The sequence below is a fragment of the Aquimarina addita genome, assembly GCF_039539305.1.
GTDB classification, from domain to species: domain Bacteria; phylum Bacteroidota; class Bacteroidia; order Flavobacteriales; family Flavobacteriaceae; genus Aquimarina; species Aquimarina addita.
This window is the reverse complement of record NZ_BAABCW010000002.1, coordinates 454,583-471,716: the sequence shown is the minus strand read 5'-3', so window position 1 is coordinate 471,716 and position 17,134 is coordinate 454,583. Positions and strand designations below refer to the sequence as shown.

Here is a 17,134-nt window from a genome sequence, read left to right as displayed (position 1 = left end):
TTTGATTTTTTAATACTTCTTCTTTCAAAGAAAAGTGATACTAACTTGTGTTATTGTTTTTATTACATTCTAAAAGTCATTCGTTTATTCTTGATCTCCACAAAAACCCGCAGCCCAAAAACGCTGCTACTACTAGCTCTCGTGTAATCTTCTATAAACGTATATGACTCTCGTCTTTTGCTATCCCCTTATGCTGTTAGAAAGCATTATCAGACTGAGCCTTCTGTATTCGTAAACAGATGCTACCAACAGGTAGGCTCAGAATGAATATATTGTTATTGTTTTTAAATACTTTTTAGAATTGTATATCTAAAATAATATGCACTTTTAGGAAAGTTGCATCTATTTATAATTTTCTAAAAATCGGCATCAAAACTTATTTTGTTTTCCTCAGTATCTTTATTAAGCACTCCTGCTTTCTGATATTCTGAAACTCGTTTTTCAAAGAAATTAGTTTTTCCTTGTAAAGAAATCATATCCATAAAATCAAATGGATTAGCAGTTCCATACTCTTTTTCACACCCTAGCTCGCCTAGTAGCCTATCCGTAACAAACTCTAAATATTGTGTCATTAGATTTGCATTCATCCCTATTAAACTAACGGGTAAAGATTCTGTAACAAATTCTCTCTCTATATTTAGAGCATCTACAATAATTTCCCGGATTCTATCTTTGGGCACTTTATGTATTAAATGATGATTATGCAAATGAACAGCAAAATCACAGTGCACTCCTTCGTCTCTAGAAATTAACTCGTTAGAAAATGTAAGCCCTGGCATTAAACCACGCTTTTTCAACCAAAAAATAGAACAAAATGCACCAGAAAAGAAAATTCCTTCTACTGCAGCAAATGCAATTAAGCGCTCTGCAAAAGAATCAGACTCTATCCATTTTAATGCCCAATCTGCTTTTTTCTTAATTGCAGGAAAATTTTCAATAGCTTGAAATAACAAGTTTTTTTCCTTCTCATCTTTTACATAAGTATCTATAAGCAACGAGTACGTCTCTGAATGGATATTTTCCATCATTATCTGAAAGCCATAAAAGAATTTTGCTTCAGAATACTGCACTTCATTTATAAAGTTTTCTGCTAAATTTTCATTTACGATCCCATCAGAAGCAGCAAAAAAAGCTAATATATGTTTAATAAAATATCGCTCATCTGCTGATAGCTTAGTTGCCCAATCTGTAATATCTTGATGTAAGTCAATCTCTTCGGCCGTCCAAAAACTTGCCTCAGATTTCTTGTACCAATCCCAAATATCATGATATTTAATAGGAAAAATTACAAATCTATCTTTGTTTTCTTGTAAGATGGGTTCCACTGCGCTCATTTTTATTTTTTTCGAAAATTTATACGAATTTATCTCTTTCTCTTTCTGTTCAACAAAGATCAAGAAATGAACGAAAAGATTGACAAAAAGTTAGCAAACGTTTTCAACAAAGTTTTCAACACGACAAATAATCTGCGGAAAAAACAACTTTTACAACAAAGCTTTTAAATAATTGATTATCAATATTTTAAATATACCAAAAGAAAGATATAAACATGATGTTAGTAACCTCAATAACTAGCGATTTTTCACCTACTACCACGATTTTAAACATTAAAAAAAAGCAAAATTATAAACGTAAAATCACAGTTAAATTACGGATCAAAAACCCCAATTTTTTTTGTATTAATATTCACTTTTAAAAAATTAATTTTATCATGAAAAAACAAAACACTGTACAAAATACGTGTACAGTGTTTCTAAACATCTCTTTTTATTAGTATTCTATCTCTAGAATAAAGCTATGGTAAGCTCATTATTTACTTACACCTGCTTTCTTTTAGTATGATTTATGTGATCTACAACTTCTTAAACTCCACTCTTCTGTTTTTTGCCTTAGCTTCTGGTTTATTACCCACGGCTACTGGCGACTCCTCTCCTTTTCCAGAAGTTTTAATCCTCGATTTATTGATACCAAATGTCTCCACCATGATATTTTTTACTGCAACCGCCCTTTCTTCAGATAATTTTTGATTAGAGGATGCATCTCCATCCGTATCTGTGTGTCCGGTTATTAAAATATTGACAGCTGGATTTTCAGAAAGTATATTGGCGATATTCTTAATTGTACTGTAAGATGTTGATTTTACAGTCGCCTTTCCTGTATCGAATGTAATACCATATGTAATTAATGTACCTTCTGATATTAACTTATTTCTTAGATCCGGTTCTCCAATAGCGTATCGCATATTACCCAGATAAAAAAAGGTGTCTTGTGGAGAAATTTCAGAAAAGAACTTTAGATTCTTAAGGGTTACATTCTTTTCAAAGGCTCTAGGGATATCAAATACTTTTTCTTCATCAATATATACACGCATGCGTTGATTCTGTTTCCAAATAGAAATATGCATTACTTTTCCCCTACCCCTATTATCTTTAGTCAACTTACCCATTTTTTTATCAGAAAATAAGTTCAACTGCTTGTCCTGAGAATATTTCCGAATATCTGCTGCTCCACCTCCTCCTATTCCTCCTCTTACAGAGAAAACAAATCCATTTTTTCCAGGCGTACTATTTTGCAATTCATATGCTGGGTTAGCTAAATCAGAAAACACTACAGAGAAATATCTTTTAAATGCATACTTTGAAACATCAAAATCAAATACCATATCGAATTCTAATGTAAAATTATCTGGAAATTCTGTAATAAACTCAGGAACATACGACCCTTTTCCAGTAGTCACTTGTATATAACGTCCTTCTGCGTTCTTTATAGTCACTACCTCTGCAGAGCCAGAAGAATTCCATCTAGCTGGCAAATCACCAATAGCATCCTGACTAAAATCTTCAAATGCAATTATCCGTTCCCCTGGTACAAAATCGAATTTAGAATACACCTCAAAAGTAGTTTCTGCATCTATATCTTCATACTCATCATTTCCTGACGAGATTACTGCTTTGTTTTTTGATTTTTTAGATTTTTTATATTCTACATCTGTAGCATCATCAATGGTCTTACTTGTTTTATTAGATACTTTTTCGTCTGTTTTATTTAAAACTGTCCGCTCTACCGCTTTCTCGGCAGTTTCTGCTATTTTTTTCCAAAATTGAGCGTTTACTACGGAGCTTAAACCAAAGAAAAAGAAGAATAGAATAAATCCGTTTACTTGATATTTTGTTTTCATGATTACAAGGTTTAATTTAACTCTTTGTGTGTGTTTTATAAAAAAGGTTAACTTTAGAACCTATAAAATATATAGATAAGGGAGAAATCACTTATACGGTGATAATGGGTTATACCTTTATCTGGTGATAAATAATGTACCCTATCCTTGTTTATTAATCATCGGATTTATTCTGAAAAAAGGAAAACATTAAAAAAATAGTCCGGCCTGCCTAAAAGTAGAAGTCGTCGTATATGAAAGAAGAACTAACTATACTAAAAAAGGGACATCATCAAGCATTAGAAAAGCTCTATAATGAATATCGAAGTTCTTTTTTACAATTTGCCAAAAAATATGATTTGGATGATGACACCTTAATAGATATCTATCAAGATGCTTTTATTGCACTCAGGGAACATGCAATTAATGGTAAATTAGACAGCATAAAAAGCACTGTAAAAACCTACCTATTTAGTATTGGTAAGTACAAAATTTATGATCATATCCGGCAACAAAAAAAAACAGTCTCTTATGAAAATACGATTGAACATAAGGAAACCTCAACAATAGAAGAGGTTTTTGAAGAACCCCAGCTAACTCCAGAACAACAATTATTACGACAACATTTTAATAGGTTAGGAAAACGTTGTCAGGAAGTGTTAACCTTATTCTATTATAGAGGACTAACTATAGATGAGATTACTCAAAATTTAGGCTATGAAAATAAAAATGTAGTTAAAAGTCAAAAATCTCGTTGTTTAAAGTCTCTAAAAGAATTAATTAAAAACCCCCGCCCACATGGAACATGAAGAATTGATAGACAAGTATTTGCAGGGAACACTTTCTGAAATTGAGAAGGAACAATTTGATAGTTTATTAGAAAATAGTTCGATATTTAGTAAAAATGTTGCCTTAATTGAAAATTTAAAGGTGGTTGCCGGAACAGAAGATAGAGTAGCATTGAGAAAACAAATGGCTGTTTTTGAGTCAAAAATTGATAATGAACCTACAGTCTTTTCATTATTAGCTTATAAAAAATACATAGTCGCTGCATCCATTATACTGCTTGCGGTTATAGCTGGACTCACATTTTTTAATCCTTTTGCCGCCAATACAGATCAATTATACGCGTCTAATTTTGAACCTTATAAAAATGTTGTCACCCCTATTGTACGTGGAGATAATGAGGATAGTGATGAATTCAAGGCTTTTACTTTGTATGAAAATAAGAATTATAAAGATGCAGCAGTACAGTTTGAAGCGTTATTTACTGTTACACAGAGATCTTATTTATTATTATATCAGGCAAATGCCTTATTAGCTGATAATCAGATTAAAAAAGCAATACCTTTATTAGAAAAACACCTGTCTTATAATGATGAATTATCAGAAAGAGGAAGATGGTATCTGGCACTGGCATATATAAAAGAAAAAAGAAATGAGGAAGCGATCATTTTATTAAATGAAATTGTTCAAAATGGCTCCTTCAAAAAGGGATCAGCAGAAATATTATTAAAAAAGCTGAACTAATTCTTTTTCCATATTTTAATAAAAACAAGCAATACTGGAATTATAAGTACGAGTAGCCACCAAAGACTAAAGGAATTTGACGTTAAAGGAGTCATGTCCCCAGAAATAACAAAACCAGACCAATAGTAAGGATGTTTTAAAAAATCGTCTTCTGTTGCATTAAGGTATTCTAATTTGGCATCATGTAATGCCTTATCTTTTGATTTCCCTTCACTCAATCCACTATAAAAGTAATCCATTAATTCTGCGGTAGTCTGATCATTAATTTTCCATAGTGTCATTACCAGTGATTTAGCTCCAGCATAGTTAAATCCTCTGGCAAGGCTAAGCATCCCTTCTCCTTTCTGAAGCTTTCCTATACCTGTCTGACATGCACTAAGTGTGACCATATCAGTATGGATAGTATACCCATACACATCCTTTACATATAGCAAATCTAACGCTGTAGTATCAGATGCAAATGCCAAATAAGAATAATCAGGACTTTCATCATTAGCAACAGCGTGAGTGGCAAAATGAATAATTGTCGACTCTTTCATATATGTATCTAAAGATGCTATAGAAGCTTCATTACCTACAAAAGCGCTTCCATCAAAGTACTTAGTTATATTAGTTACTTCTTCTGTATTGTACAATAAAGGTCCAAAATCCCCTCTTTCTGCGATAGCAGGAGCTGTTGTTAAAGAACCATTAAAGGTAGGAGCAAATGCAATTAACTTACCCTTTTTACTCACGGTATTAGATGCTTCTGACAACAATGTGACAGAATTAGCATAACTAATATCATATTTCTTTACCAAATAATCGTAAGGTTGCTTACTGAAGGACAATACATCAAAAGGAATATAATTTAACACATCATCTGCAATAATTGTTAATTTATCAACATTTAATCCTTCTAATGGTTGTTGTAAAACCCGATGATAGAGATGCAAACTCAAAGTATTTAATTCCTTGATTTGATTTAGTTTGGGGTTCGATAATTGCTGATAAAAAGAGGTAATCTCATCTCTAAGCAGTTGATCAAAAACAACACGATTAAACTTAATGTCATTCTTAGAAATTGTAATACTATACAAACTATTTAAGGTAGCATGATAGGTAACTATTGCTCTATGACCGTTGATTTTTGTTTGAATTTCTGGCACATCAATCACATCTGTCTTATATTTAAGTTTATAATACTTTGGGTATTGCTGTTCCAAATCTTTAATGAATTGATAATACTCATTTTTCACTTTGAATATAGCATTAGAAATAGCTGTGTTTTCTTTCTTACCAAATTGTTGTTTTTCAAGATGGATAATGGTCGCTCTGTATTGTCGTTCTTTATCAATAATTGTACTGGGAACATTTCCAAACTCAAAGGCCTGCGAGCTACGAGTTGCCTCTAATAGTAAAATACTCTTACTTTTTTCCATAAAATAGAATGCATCCCTAATATATTTTTCATCTTGTGTATTTACATAACACTGATAAGCAATCTCAATCATACTATTGAATGAAGGATACATCTGGGTAAGTAAAAACTGTTTATCTACTTTACTTTCAAATTCGGGCTTAAGAGCATCCAGCCCAGTGATCAAGTCATAAGAAGTATCTAAGGAAGCTTTTAACCATTCATCATTTTTCTTTTTCTTATACCCCTCTAGCAATCCATTTAATTTTTCTCTTAGTATTTTAACTAATTCAATTTTAGACGACACAGTAAACGGATCAGGGTTCTCTGTAATTGTATTATTGGTAAATTGTGGCGAAAGCTGTTGCAATGCCTTCTGGTAATACAGAAAACTTTCAGAAAAATTACTTCTTTGCCTTTCAAGATTCGCCAATTTTACATAAACTGATGCTATATCTTCATGCTTTTTATTATTTCTGTATGTTTTAAAAGAGCTTAATGATTTTTTATAATACCTTACTGCTTTTTCTACATCACCTTTCTTTAAATACACATCCCCGATTAAAAGATCTAATTGTTTCTCAAAAGGATCCTCTTTATTATAAAACTGTTTACTTTCCTCAATGTATCTGAGTGCAATATCAATACTATCTTGAAGAAGATAATTACGAATTAAATTTTGATAGTTGGATTTTATAAAGTTGGAAGATTTTTCACTAGAATAACCTTTTAGATTATCTATCAGTGTATGCTGAATTTTTTTTGAGGCTTCATAATCTCCAAACTCCGTTAAACTTTTTGAAAATTTAAGATTGTAACTTACTTTTTGTTCTGCAAAAGCTTCTGGATTACGTTCTATAATATTTAGTATAGCATTGAATATTTCTAAAGCTCTATCCTTTTTTTGAGTTTTAATCGCAATGGTAGCTAAATTATCCAATGTATTAATCTTTGTTACCTGATTAAAATGAGAATCAGCATCATTCCCTTGTGCAATTTTATCTAGTATAGATTCTAAAATCAATTTAGATCTGGGATAATCATTTATCTTATAGTAGTAATTTCCTTTTGCTGATAATAAGGCATTACGATACGCATCAATATAGGTAACAGTATCAATTTGGTTGGTATTACTAATTACAGAATCCATTCTTTTGATATTCACCCTTAGGTTTTCTAAATCAAAATGATAACTATTTGTAATGGTTTGATAATTCAAAATACCCAATACATTACCTATTTGTTGCTTTGTTTTAGCGAGATCAAAAATCTTATCAAAATAAAAAGTTGCGCTATCCTTATTCTGATATTGATGTGTAAGATAACGCTGATACCATTGATTCATCTCCTCTGTTGCTGAGTCTTGCGACCAACAATTAAAAAATGACAATAGAAGATAGAGAATAATACTTTTTTTCATAAAAAAAGCCTTTATATTTTGTATAAAGGCTAATATAATAAATTAAATAAAGGTATAACTACTGATAAGTAGCTCTGAAATCTATATCATACTGCATTCCTTCTTCAATTTTATACCCTACTATTCTAAAAATTTCTGGTAATTCGCTAACATCTATATCCAGCGTAGCTTCTCTAAATCCATTCTGAATAGTACTGGTAGAAAAATTATCGAATACATAAAAATCTTCTCCTGTTTCTACATCCTGAAATGAAAGCGTAAAATCTTCTGTGTCTTCTGGCACAAGTAACAGTTTCATATTCATAAATCTAGGAGCCGGACAAATACCCGTATCACATACTGGCGGGAATGGTAATGGAGGGAAATCAAAGGTGCCAGAACGATCCTCAAGTATTGAAATTCTCTCTTCAATAGGTCCCAAAGATTCTTCAATCCCTTCTAACTCTCCTAAATAATTATCATTATCGGGATCTTCTTCTAAAAGAATCTGCAATTCCTCCATTCTTTGTTCTAAATTATACACTGTGGTATTAAGCGAATACACTTCTAATTGCAAATCGAGTACTATTTCGCCATTTTCTATTGCGATGGCAATAGGATCCTCATTTTCTATAGTGACATCATCACTATCACAACTAATAGGAGCTATTAATAAGAACAGCATTCCCAAACAAAGTTCAATTGTTTTCATAAAAATTATTGTTATTGGTTTTTTTATTAGTGTATAAAAATGTGGAGGGTTAACACTATGTCAATAAAAATAAGGAATTATTTTTTAAGATCTGCTGCCACTTTTTCTAATTCCAGATACCAGTCTTCACCAAACTTACGAACCAATGCTTGCTTTACAAACTTATATACAGGCACTTGTAATTCTTTACCTAAAGTACAGGCATCATCACAAATTTCCCATTTATGATAATTTACTGCAGAAAACTCTGTATAATCCTGTACTCTTACTGGATATAAATGGCAAGAAATTGGTTTTTTCCAATTTACCTCTCCTTGATTATACGCTTCTTCGATAGCGCATAGAGCAGTTTCATTCTCATCAAAAATTACATAAGCACAATCTGCCCCATCAATTAACGGTGTTTCAAGTTCTCCATCGGCAGTTATTACAGAGGTTCCCTGAGCCTCAATAGCCTCAATACCTTCTTTCCTCAAATATGGCTTCACTACAGGATATATTTCTTCCAGTTTTTTGGTCTCTGATTCTTCTAATGGTGCTCCCGCTTCACCATCTATACAACAGGCACCTTTACAAGCAGAAAGATTACATACAAAGTCTTTTTGAATAATCTCCTCTGAGACGATTGTTTTTCCTATTTGAAACATAATGCGAAGATAGTTTTTAAAATAATTCTGTCCTAATTACAGCATAATACCACATTCCATAAAAAAAGGCCGCATAAAATCTCTATGTTGAGCAGTAATAACCTCTAACAAATTCTAAATTTTTAGCAAAGATTCTCTAAAAAATTACAATTTTAAAAATTTAGTCTATGTATTTTTGCACAATACTGAAATCCCATTCAAAATGAAGATTGATTTTAAAGAAATCTTAACGGCTAGCATGATACTTTTTGCCGTTATCGATATAGTAGGAAGTATTCCTATTATTATTGATTTACGTAAGAAAGCGGGTCATATCCAAAGTGAAAAAGCATCTATTGTGGCTGGAGTTCTAATGATTCTTTTCTTATTTGTAGGAAAAGAAATTTTAAATATCATTGGAATCGATGTCAATTCTTTTGCAGTGGCAGGTGCTTTTATCATTTTTTTTATGGCGATAGAAATGATTCTGGGCATCCAGCTTTATAAAGATGACCAACCAGAAACGACTGCAGTCGTTCCTATTGCATTCCCATTAATCGCTGGCGCTGGAACTATGACATCGCTATTATCATTGCGGGCAGAATACGATACTATTAATATCATTATTGCGATTGTCATTAACATTGTTTTTGTATATATTGTACTTAAATTATCTGGTAAAATCGAAAAGATATTGGGCAAACAAGGCATTAGTGTCATCCGTAAAGTTTTTGGAGTAATCCTACTTGCGATTGCTGTTAAACTATTTACTGCAAACATTAAAGGACTTTTTTAGTATTGATAAACTGATACTAAATGTGCTTTAAAAAAATATTATATTAAATTCAAAATATATGAAATACTTTATTTATTTATTACTTGTTATTGCTAGTGGTTTACTGATTTATAATATTACGTTTTTAGATTTTGAACATCTTCTTATAGGCGATAGTAAAACCGCCTTAATTAGTATTTTTGCAACAGCTTGCGTAGTTGTTTTACTTTCTATTTTATTAGTAAGTAGAGCTATTAATAAAAAGGTTGGGAATAAATAAGAATAAGAATCTCTCCATTAATTAGAAGAATATCCTAATGGTTTCCTCCACGAAGACATATATTTACAATTAACTCATATAAATTAAAAAACAAGTAATAATTACCGGTGGTAGAGATAATACAGCTAATACTATAAAAAGATTATGCAATTTTCTATACAGTAATGCTCGTTTCAGCTCTTTTTTTAATTTTATATCTTCTGTCGATACTATTTGTTCTTTTATAAAATCACGGGATACATAGGTAGAATCCACCAGAATATCGTGATCTAAAAATATAGAAGTACTATTATCTAATAGCCTAAAAACCACCGCTAAAATAAAGAAAAAAAGCGGAGAACATACTGCAATAGCAACTATATATTCTATTAATTTTGACATTTATACAACCTTCTCATATTCATTTTACAGAAATTATTTGCTATCATAAATCAATAAAAGATAATTGGTTTACTGTAATTTAAATCGTGTTACTTTTCAATTGACATTACTTTTTGAATCATACTATCGTCTTGATTGATTATTTTTTCAAAGGCATCAGTACCGAATAGTTGTTGTGCCATGATCGCTTTTAGATACTTTTTAAGCTGTTCTCTATAATCCTGAAGATCAATATCCACACCAGCATTTTTAACATATAATAAGAATCCATCCGCAAAATCATCATCTATCTCTATTTCTGTCTTAAACTGTTCTTCTGTTAATTCATTATAAAAAGCTCTTTTCTTATCCAATTCTTCAAATATATAACCACCCATTCTACCAGAACGAAGCATATAATTTAAAGTTTCTCCTACTCTCGTGGTATCTTTACTAATAAAGATATCAGGAACAATTCCCCCACCTCCATACACTATTTTACCACCTGGAGTTTTAAATTTTAATGAATCTGCTACCTGAATACTATCTGCATTTTGCAATTCTCCATTTTCATACCTTTTCAGATATTCATTAAAATATTCTTTATTACCATTACTATATGATTTTTGGATCGAACGTCCTGTAGGGGTATAGTATCTAGAAATTGTTAAACGAATAGCACTACCATCTCCCAGAGCCATTTCGCGTTGCACTAACCCTTTTCCGTAGGATCTTCGTCCTACAATGGTTCCTCTATCATTATCCTGGATCGCTCCTGCAAAAATTTCACTGGCAGATGCAGAATTTTCATTGATGAGTACATATATCTCCCCTTTTTCAAAACTACCCTTTCCTGTTGCATAATTTTCATCAATCGCTCCTTTTTTATTTTTGGTAAACATCATCAACACATCATCTTTTAAGAATTCATCAGCCATTTTTAGTGCAGGAGCTATAAAACCGCCACCATTATCTCTAAGGTCGATGATTAATTTCTTTGCTCCTTCTCTTTGTAAGATATCTAATGCTTCTTTAAACTCTGTATATGTAGTTTCTGCAAATCGGTTTACTTTAATATACCCTAAGCCTAAGCTGTCACTTAACATATAGCTGGCATCCACACTTCTCAAAGGTACTTTACCTCGTTTTACGACTACGTCAAAAACTCCTGTACCTTTTCTATATACCTTAAGTTGTACCTGACTATTTAATTCTCCCTTTAGTTTATTTGCTAATCCTTCTTCTCTAAGTCGGTCACCATACAAGGTATCATTATCGGCCATGAGAATTCGATCCCCTGCTTTTATACCAGATCGTTCACTAGGTCCCCCTTTAATTGTATTTATAACTGAAATGGTATCACGATATGGGTAATAACTAACACCAATACCAATAAAATCCCCTTGCATACTTTCTGTAATACCAGCTAATTCTTCTGGAGGAATATATACGGAATGTGGATCCAGATTTTCTAGAATTCTATTAACCGTTACATCAACAATACTATCTGTATTAATATTATCAACATACTCATAATCTATATAATCAATGAGACGATTTAGTTTTTCTTTTTTTGCATTATAAGAGAATAACTTTGCCGATGGATTGCTAAAATCAAGCTTGCTTCCTAAAAAAACTCCTGCACCCATGGCCACACCAATAAATAATGGTAAGTATTTCTTTGAATAACTCATTAATTGTCTAAATCTGTAATCTTTTCTACTATAACTCCTGCCTTTTCTAAAAATGTAAGTCCTGAATTATCTTTATAACCTGTCTGATATACAACTCTTTCTATTCCTGCCTGATGAATTAATTTACTACATTCCTTACAAGGCGATAATGTAATATATAAGGTAGCGCCTTTACATGATTGTGTGGAAGAAGCAACTTTAGAAATTGCATTTGCTTCTGCATGTAACACGTACCATTTTGTATATCCTTCTTCATCCTCACACGGGTTTTCAAAACCTGTTGGTGTACCATTAAAACCATCAGAAATAATCATCCTATCTTTAACAATAACAGCCCCAACTTTTTTTCTTTCGCAATGAGATAATTTACCCCATTCTCTGGCTATCCTAAGATAGGCTTTGTCATATTTAAGTTGTTTTTTCTTTGGCATGTGTAAAATCAATACATCAAGTAGTTTTCAAACCACGAATATATTATGACTATATTTTAAATACAACCTTAATTGACAATTAATTACCATATTTTATTTGCCAATATCATAGGAATCACCATTCCGATTACAATAGATGAAATTACTAATATCCAATCTCTCTTAGAAAATCTAAAAACCATCTGGATCACAGAAGTAATAATAAGCACAATTAAAACCACCACAAGTTGCGCAATTTCTATACCAAGTGCAAACTCTAGTAAAGGCAAAATCTTAGAACTAAGATTACTACTAATCACATTAAAATAACTAGAAAAACCAAGTCCATGAATTAGACCAAAAAATACAGTTGTAATATATATGACAGTACTTTTACTATTTTTCTCTGTTTTTCCTGCCGTGAAGACATTAAATATCGCGGCTACCAATATAGTTATAGGAATCAAAAACTCCACTATTTTAGCATTAACAGAAACTACATCATAAGTAGCCAAAAATAATGAGACCGTATGACCCAAAGTAAACAGGGTAACCAACATCAAAATTTTTTTCCAATTATCAAAAGTATAACCAACCGTTAAGGTTATCAGGAATAATATATGATCATATGCATGCCAGTCCAAAACATGATGCAGACCGAGCTTTAAATAAAGCCAAAAATCGGACATAAAATATTTTTTTTGAAGAAGACCAATGTACAATTAAAATTTATGACAACTGTTAATTATGATTTAAAATAAACGAATCTCAAAACGCCTTTGATTCTTGTTTTAATTAAAAACAGCTTTGTATAAAAATTAGTTGTGTCTTTTCTTTACTAAGCAACTAGCTCCTATCAAAAAAAGATAAGTGATATACAGTAATATTGGTATTTCTATTTTTAAACGGTAGCTTTAGTCTAACAAGTCACCAAAAATCAAACAAATAAAAACGAATATTCAAAACTGGATTGATACAGGTATTGATTTTGCCATCTTATAGAATCCTTCTTTTACTGGCGCTATATTAATTGGGATTGTAGGCTTTTGGGTAATTAAAAAAAGCCACCTTAACCGGTGGCTTTTTCATTATCGTATTTAAGATCTATTATTCAATAATAAAACTTTTGATCTCTTTCATTTCCGAATTCTGTATACTTAGCATATACATTCCAGTTTCCATACCACTCATGGATATAAAACCGCTAGTATCCAGCATACCTTTTCCAACTATTTGTCCTACCATATTTATAATAGAATATGAAGTATTAGACGCTGTTTTTCCAGAGAGATGAACTTCTAGCAATCCTCCTTTTCTTAAAGGGTTAGGAGAAATTTGTATTGCAGATATAACCCCTTCATCTTCATCTCCAAGAATTGGCGTGCTTTTTCCAAATCCAGCTATGATTCCTACAGAATCATTACAAGAGCCTTCATAAATCTTAACATTGGAGAATACCGAATTGTTTCCTGATCCCGCGTCATTATCATTTATAAACACCAATCGATCCATACTACCTGTATAGAAATCTCCCACAGGAATAACATACGTCGTAGTTCCATTAACATAATTATCATAATTTGTCAGCGAATAATTCTGTGTACCATGAACTTTAAAATATTGTGTAGATGTTAATGTATTATCATCTTCAAAACCAATTCCATGAATTTCTCCTTGTGATGTGCTGCTAAAATCAAATTCTATTACTGTACTAGCTGTTACGATATAATCAAGAGCTATATATTTCCACGTATTATTTTGTAGTGATAAAGTAGTTCCTGCCGCAGAAAAATCTCCTGAAGCGTCTTGATTGGAAAAGCCAATTATTTGAAAATCATCAAAATTAATAGCTTCACATTCTGATGGAGGGTCTACAGTACTATTTTGAATACTAACTGCATCAATTGCAATATCACTTTGCCAACCACTAGTACCATCTCCTGTAACAGCATTAAATCGAAGTTGTACGCTTCCTTCTTCTGCATATGCAAAAAGATCGATTTCTGCTGTATTCCAAACATCACCTTGATCACCAGCGACACTAAATACAGATATCCAATCTCCTGAATTATCTATTCTGGCTTCAACTGCAAGAGATTCTATAGCACTACCATACATATGATATTGAAAGGTAAGGCTAGGAGTATCCAGTGTACTAAAATCTAAACACGGTGAATTTAAAATTGCTGTTTTATTAGGAAAACCTGTTCCATTTCCAGAGGCTTCTACATATAAATAGAAGGTACCATCTGCTCCACTACTTGGTCCCGTTCCTGTAGAAGGAGTCCCTCCAGAATCTCTGGCCCAGTCTAAATCATCTGCAGATCCTGAAGCAGCTTGTGACCATTCTCCAATATTAGTTTCAAAACTTTCACTAAATGGGAATACTGATACATCGCCTTCACACTCTTCAACGGGAGGAGGTACATCATCACATCCGTTTACAAAAGATATGCTTTGATCTGAACTTGTATTAGTTCCTCCATTGGTATTTTCATTCGCCCCTAGCCCAACGCCTCTCGCAGAGAACGCTGTCCAGATTAAACAATTATACTGCCCTCCATATAAATCCTGATCCGCTTGTAGGATTCCATCTCTTCCCGAAACAAACCCTGGATTATTTGCTGTATTTTTTAATCCTTCTATTACAAGAGCTAATGCTATATTATTACCTCCGGTTCCGTTATAGATATCCTCATCAAATCCTTCCTCATCTATTAAAAGCCAAGTCATATCCCATAAAATGGTAGCAAAACCATACCCTACTCCGTGAGGTATTGATAAACCACCTATATCTCCATAATCCGTACCATTGATAGAAGTATCTGTAGAGTAAGCAGTAGGCCTGATTCCTCCTCCAGAAGTAGTTTGACCGATAGCATAAGTACCCATACCTCTAGCAGTAGTACCTACATCACCTTCTTTCATTGTAACCATTAAACCAAACCAATCTGACCATCCTTCTCCCATTTGTTCTGATCCTCCCAGAACATTAGAACCAGGTCCTCCAACCAATCGGGTAGATATACCATGACCATACTCATGTGCTATTATACCACTGTCTAGATCTCCATCTCTGGTAGGGTTGGTGAATAAAAACATTTGCATTCTTGGATTACCTCCATCACTTGGTGTAGAAAAATTGGCATTATTTGTTGAAATTCCATCCTGTGCATCTGCATTAACAGAATCACTTCCTGCTCCTCCGTTTCCATAATTATTTTCCTGAAAATTACCACTAGCTTCATCAAAACCATATTGATAAAATACGTCGTGCATAATATTGTTCCAATAAAATAAATTAGTAATCGCTGCATCCAAATAGGTCGATGGGGAGGCACTCAGATTTAATGGAAAATTAAAATCTAAGCTTGCGCCTCCAGATGGAGAAGAACCTGTTCCATTATTACCATTCGTATCCTCTTGTGCCCATACATTATTACCACGAGTTATTGTAAATTCTGCTCCCGCAACTCCGTTAGTATCATGCCATCCAAAGGGAGAGGCTGTTAAGTTTGCCGGATCTACTACTATAGAACGATCCCCATGATTCGGGCTTTCTATAGGCATGGCATACACATTATAAGAATCAGGAGCCAAAGCAGCAGTGGAATTCTCCACTACAGTTGTCTTACTTTTTTCATCAGATTTTACGAATCCATGGTCATGTGATGTATGATCAGATGTGCCAAAATTACAGCTGATTACCCAATCCTCTGTATGTAAAATCTCACCGCTAGCTGCATCAACATTAACATTCCACCAATGCTGACCATCTTCTTGGTATATACTTACCCTCCAGGTTAAGTTAAGCTTTCCATCTTGCTCAACATACACCTGCATTGCTTCAATTGGTTGCAATGCAATTCCAGAATCTTCATAAGCTCTCGCTCCAGAGGATTTCATTTTTGCAGCTGATAATGCAGGAGTTTGCAAACCGTGAGCTTTAGCTACTTTCATTATAGCTGCCTCTGGTGAAAGAGACGACTTATTAAAGCTTACTTTAGATTGAATATCCTGAACAAACTGATTAATTTCCCAAGTTACTTTTTCATTGTTTTTAACAGTAAGTTTATAAGTCGCATACTGTATCGGAATTCCTAAATGATACTGCTGAAGATATACATGTTGTATTTCAGGGTTTAATGAAGGAACAATGTTTGTCACTTTCCATTCTGAGACATCATCTGCCTTCATTTTGGAAGTCGTTACCAAACCATTTAAATAGTTTTGGACGATACCGTCCATGTTGTTTTGTGCAAAAGTTGTTTGCCCGAATAAGAAGATCAACAAGGCAAACGTGTAAATTTTTTTCATAAAATATAGTTTTGAATTTGTGTTATTTAAAGTTAACAAAAACTTAATTACGTATGACACAAACTCAATTCAAGAGACTGAAATTCAATTCAATCAACCTCTAATACCTGAATTTTATTCAAAAACAATTTTTCTAAAAATTAACTACCAATTGTTAGTTAGACACCATTAATGTTGGGGAATTTAGAGTTTCTTATGACGTGTATTGTCAATACCCCCAAACCTTTTTTACTATTATACCTTTTAATTATTATGGTATAAGTGTTTTAATTTATGTTACTTTTTTAAGAAAAGCACATCCAAAGAGGTCATTTTTTTTAATTTTGTTTAATAAAACAATACAAAACATAAACAATTAATTCTTTTTTCTTATCAAAAACCTGATCGTGTATATTCCTTTTAAAAAGTCAGAAATATATGAATAGAAATTATCAAACACTTTTTTGCAGTTACTCATTTAGTAATATCTTCCACA

Annotated in this window: 14 protein-coding genes; 4 read left to right on the top strand and 10 right to left on the bottom strand. The window is 32.5% G+C overall.

Annotated features, from left to right (window positions below; translation table 11 throughout):
- Positions 1–356: 356 nt before the first annotated feature.
- Together ABD816_RS04755 and ABD816_RS04750 are read right to left on the bottom strand one after the other, a co-directional pair.
- Entirely contained in the window at positions 357–1,334 is a 978-nt protein-coding gene (locus ABD816_RS04755; protein ID WP_344925196.1) for a ribonucleotide-diphosphate reductase subunit beta, read from the bottom strand.
- A gap of 518 nt (positions 1,335–1,852) precedes the next feature.
- Positions 1,853–3,178 carry an OmpA family protein gene (locus ABD816_RS04750; protein ID WP_344925194.1) on the bottom strand — a complete coding sequence of 442 codons (1,326 nt, stop codon included), beginning with the start codon at positions 3,176–3,178 and terminating at the stop codon, positions 1,853–1,855.
- Positions 3,179–3,411: 233 nt separating this feature from the next.
- Here ABD816_RS04750 and ABD816_RS04745 point away from each other — a divergent pair, with 233 nt between their 5' ends.
- Both ABD816_RS04745 and ABD816_RS04740 read left to right on the top strand, forming a co-directional pair.
- Positions 3,412–3,966: an RNA polymerase sigma factor gene (locus ABD816_RS04745; protein WP_344925193.1), complete on the top strand. Its 555-nt coding sequence runs from the start codon at positions 3,412–3,414 to the stop codon at positions 3,964–3,966.
- Entirely contained in the window at positions 3,956–4,687 is a 732-nt protein-coding gene (locus tag ABD816_RS04740; protein WP_344925191.1) for a tetratricopeptide repeat protein, read from the top strand. Before ABD816_RS04745 ends, ABD816_RS04740 begins: the two co-directional genes overlap by 11 nt.
- Here ABD816_RS04740 and ABD816_RS04735 read toward each other — a convergent pair.
- From ABD816_RS04735 to ABD816_RS04725, 3 genes are all read right to left on the bottom strand, one after another.
- Complete coding sequence (locus ABD816_RS04735) at positions 4,684–7,506, bottom strand: CHAT domain-containing protein (RefSeq protein WP_344925189.1); 2,823 nt, start codon at positions 7,504–7,506, stop codon at positions 4,684–4,686. The genes ABD816_RS04740 and ABD816_RS04735 overlap by 4 nt on opposite strands.
- 58 nt (positions 7,507–7,564) lie before the next feature.
- Positions 7,565–8,197: a hypothetical protein gene (locus tag ABD816_RS04730; protein ID WP_344925187.1), complete on the bottom strand. Its 633-nt coding sequence runs from the start codon at positions 8,195–8,197 to the stop codon at positions 7,565–7,567.
- A 77-nt stretch (positions 8,198–8,274) separates the two neighbouring features.
- Positions 8,275–8,844, bottom strand: coding sequence for a DUF3109 family protein (locus ABD816_RS04725; RefSeq protein WP_344925185.1), 570 nt, complete (start codon positions 8,842–8,844; stop codon positions 8,275–8,277).
- 202 nt (positions 8,845–9,046) lie between these two features.
- Here ABD816_RS04725 and ABD816_RS04720 point away from each other — a divergent pair, with 202 nt between their 5' ends.
- Positions 9,047–9,619 (top strand): MarC family protein, encoded by a 573-nt coding sequence (locus ABD816_RS04720; protein WP_344925229.1) that lies wholly within the window; start codon positions 9,047–9,049, stop codon positions 9,617–9,619.
- 58 nt (positions 9,620–9,677) lie between these two features.
- On the top strand, positions 9,678–9,878 hold the full coding sequence (locus tag ABD816_RS04715; protein WP_344925183.1) for a hypothetical protein: 201 nt from the start codon (positions 9,678–9,680) through the stop codon (positions 9,876–9,878).
- 69 nt (positions 9,879–9,947) lie between these two features.
- Here ABD816_RS04715 and ABD816_RS04710 read toward each other — a convergent pair whose 3' ends face one another.
- The 5 genes from ABD816_RS04710 to ABD816_RS04690 form a co-directional block, all read right to left on the bottom strand.
- Positions 9,948–10,259, bottom strand: coding sequence for a hypothetical protein (locus tag ABD816_RS04710; protein ID WP_344925181.1), 312 nt, complete (start codon positions 10,257–10,259; stop codon positions 9,948–9,950).
- 89 nt (positions 10,260–10,348) lie between these two features.
- On the bottom strand, positions 10,349–11,932 hold the full coding sequence (locus ABD816_RS04705; RefSeq protein ID WP_344925179.1) for a S41 family peptidase: 1,584 nt from the start codon (positions 11,930–11,932) through the stop codon (positions 10,349–10,351).
- Positions 11,932–12,363, bottom strand: a complete 432-nt coding sequence (locus ABD816_RS04700; RefSeq protein WP_344925177.1) for a deoxycytidylate deaminase — start codon at positions 12,361–12,363, stop codon at positions 11,932–11,934. The genes ABD816_RS04705 and ABD816_RS04700 overlap by 1 nt, the downstream gene beginning before the upstream one ends.
- A gap of 83 nt (positions 12,364–12,446) precedes the next feature.
- The gene (locus ABD816_RS04695) at positions 12,447–13,031 is read right to left on the bottom strand and encodes a HupE/UreJ family protein (protein WP_344925175.1); all 585 of its coding nucleotides are present in this window, start codon (positions 13,029–13,031) and stop codon (positions 12,447–12,449) included.
- Positions 13,032–13,449: 418 nt separating this feature from the next.
- Positions 13,450–16,659: a M36 family metallopeptidase gene (locus ABD816_RS04690; protein WP_344925174.1), complete on the bottom strand. Its 3,210-nt coding sequence runs from the start codon at positions 16,657–16,659 to the stop codon at positions 13,450–13,452.
- Positions 16,660–17,134: the final 475 nt, after the last annotated feature.

Bases quoted from the DNA above. Each gene is read 5' to 3' on its own strand.
- ABD816_RS04755 (WP_344925196.1), bottom strand. From the start codon at position 1,334: ATGAGCGCAGTGGAACCCATCTTACAAGAAAACAAAGATAGATTTGTA.
- ABD816_RS04750 (WP_344925194.1), bottom strand. From the start codon at position 3,178: ATGAAAACAAAATATCAAGTAAACGGATTTATTCTATTCTTCTTTTTC.
- ABD816_RS04745 (WP_344925193.1), top strand. From the start codon at position 3,412: ATGAAAGAAGAACTAACTATACTAAAAAAGGGACATCATCAAGCATTA.
- ABD816_RS04740 (WP_344925191.1), top strand. From the start codon at position 3,956: ATGGAACATGAAGAATTGATAGACAAGTATTTGCAGGGAACACTTTCT.
- ABD816_RS04735 (WP_344925189.1), bottom strand. From the start codon at position 7,506: ATGAAAAAAAGTATTATTCTCTATCTTCTATTGTCATTTTTTAATTGT.
- ABD816_RS04730 (WP_344925187.1), bottom strand. From the start codon at position 8,197: ATGAAAACAATTGAACTTTGTTTGGGAATGCTGTTCTTATTAATAGCT.
- ABD816_RS04725 (WP_344925185.1), bottom strand. From the start codon at position 8,844: ATGTTTCAAATAGGAAAAACAATCGTCTCAGAGGAGATTATTCAAAAA.
- ABD816_RS04720 (WP_344925229.1), top strand. From the start codon at position 9,047: ATGAAGATTGATTTTAAAGAAATCTTAACGGCTAGCATGATACTTTTT.
- ABD816_RS04715 (WP_344925183.1), top strand. From the start codon at position 9,678: ATGAAATACTTTATTTATTTATTACTTGTTATTGCTAGTGGTTTACTG.
- ABD816_RS04710 (WP_344925181.1), bottom strand. From the start codon at position 10,259: ATGTCAAAATTAATAGAATATATAGTTGCTATTGCAGTATGTTCTCCG.
- ABD816_RS04705 (WP_344925179.1), bottom strand. From the start codon at position 11,932: ATGAGTTATTCAAAGAAATACTTACCATTATTTATTGGTGTGGCCATG.
- ABD816_RS04700 (WP_344925177.1), bottom strand. From the start codon at position 12,363: ATGCCAAAGAAAAAACAACTTAAATATGACAAAGCCTATCTTAGGATA.
- ABD816_RS04695 (WP_344925175.1), bottom strand. From the start codon at position 13,031: ATGTCCGATTTTTGGCTTTATTTAAAGCTCGGTCTGCATCATGTTTTG.
- ABD816_RS04690 (WP_344925174.1), bottom strand. From the start codon at position 16,659: ATGAAAAAAATTTACACGTTTGCCTTGTTGATCTTCTTATTCGGGCAA.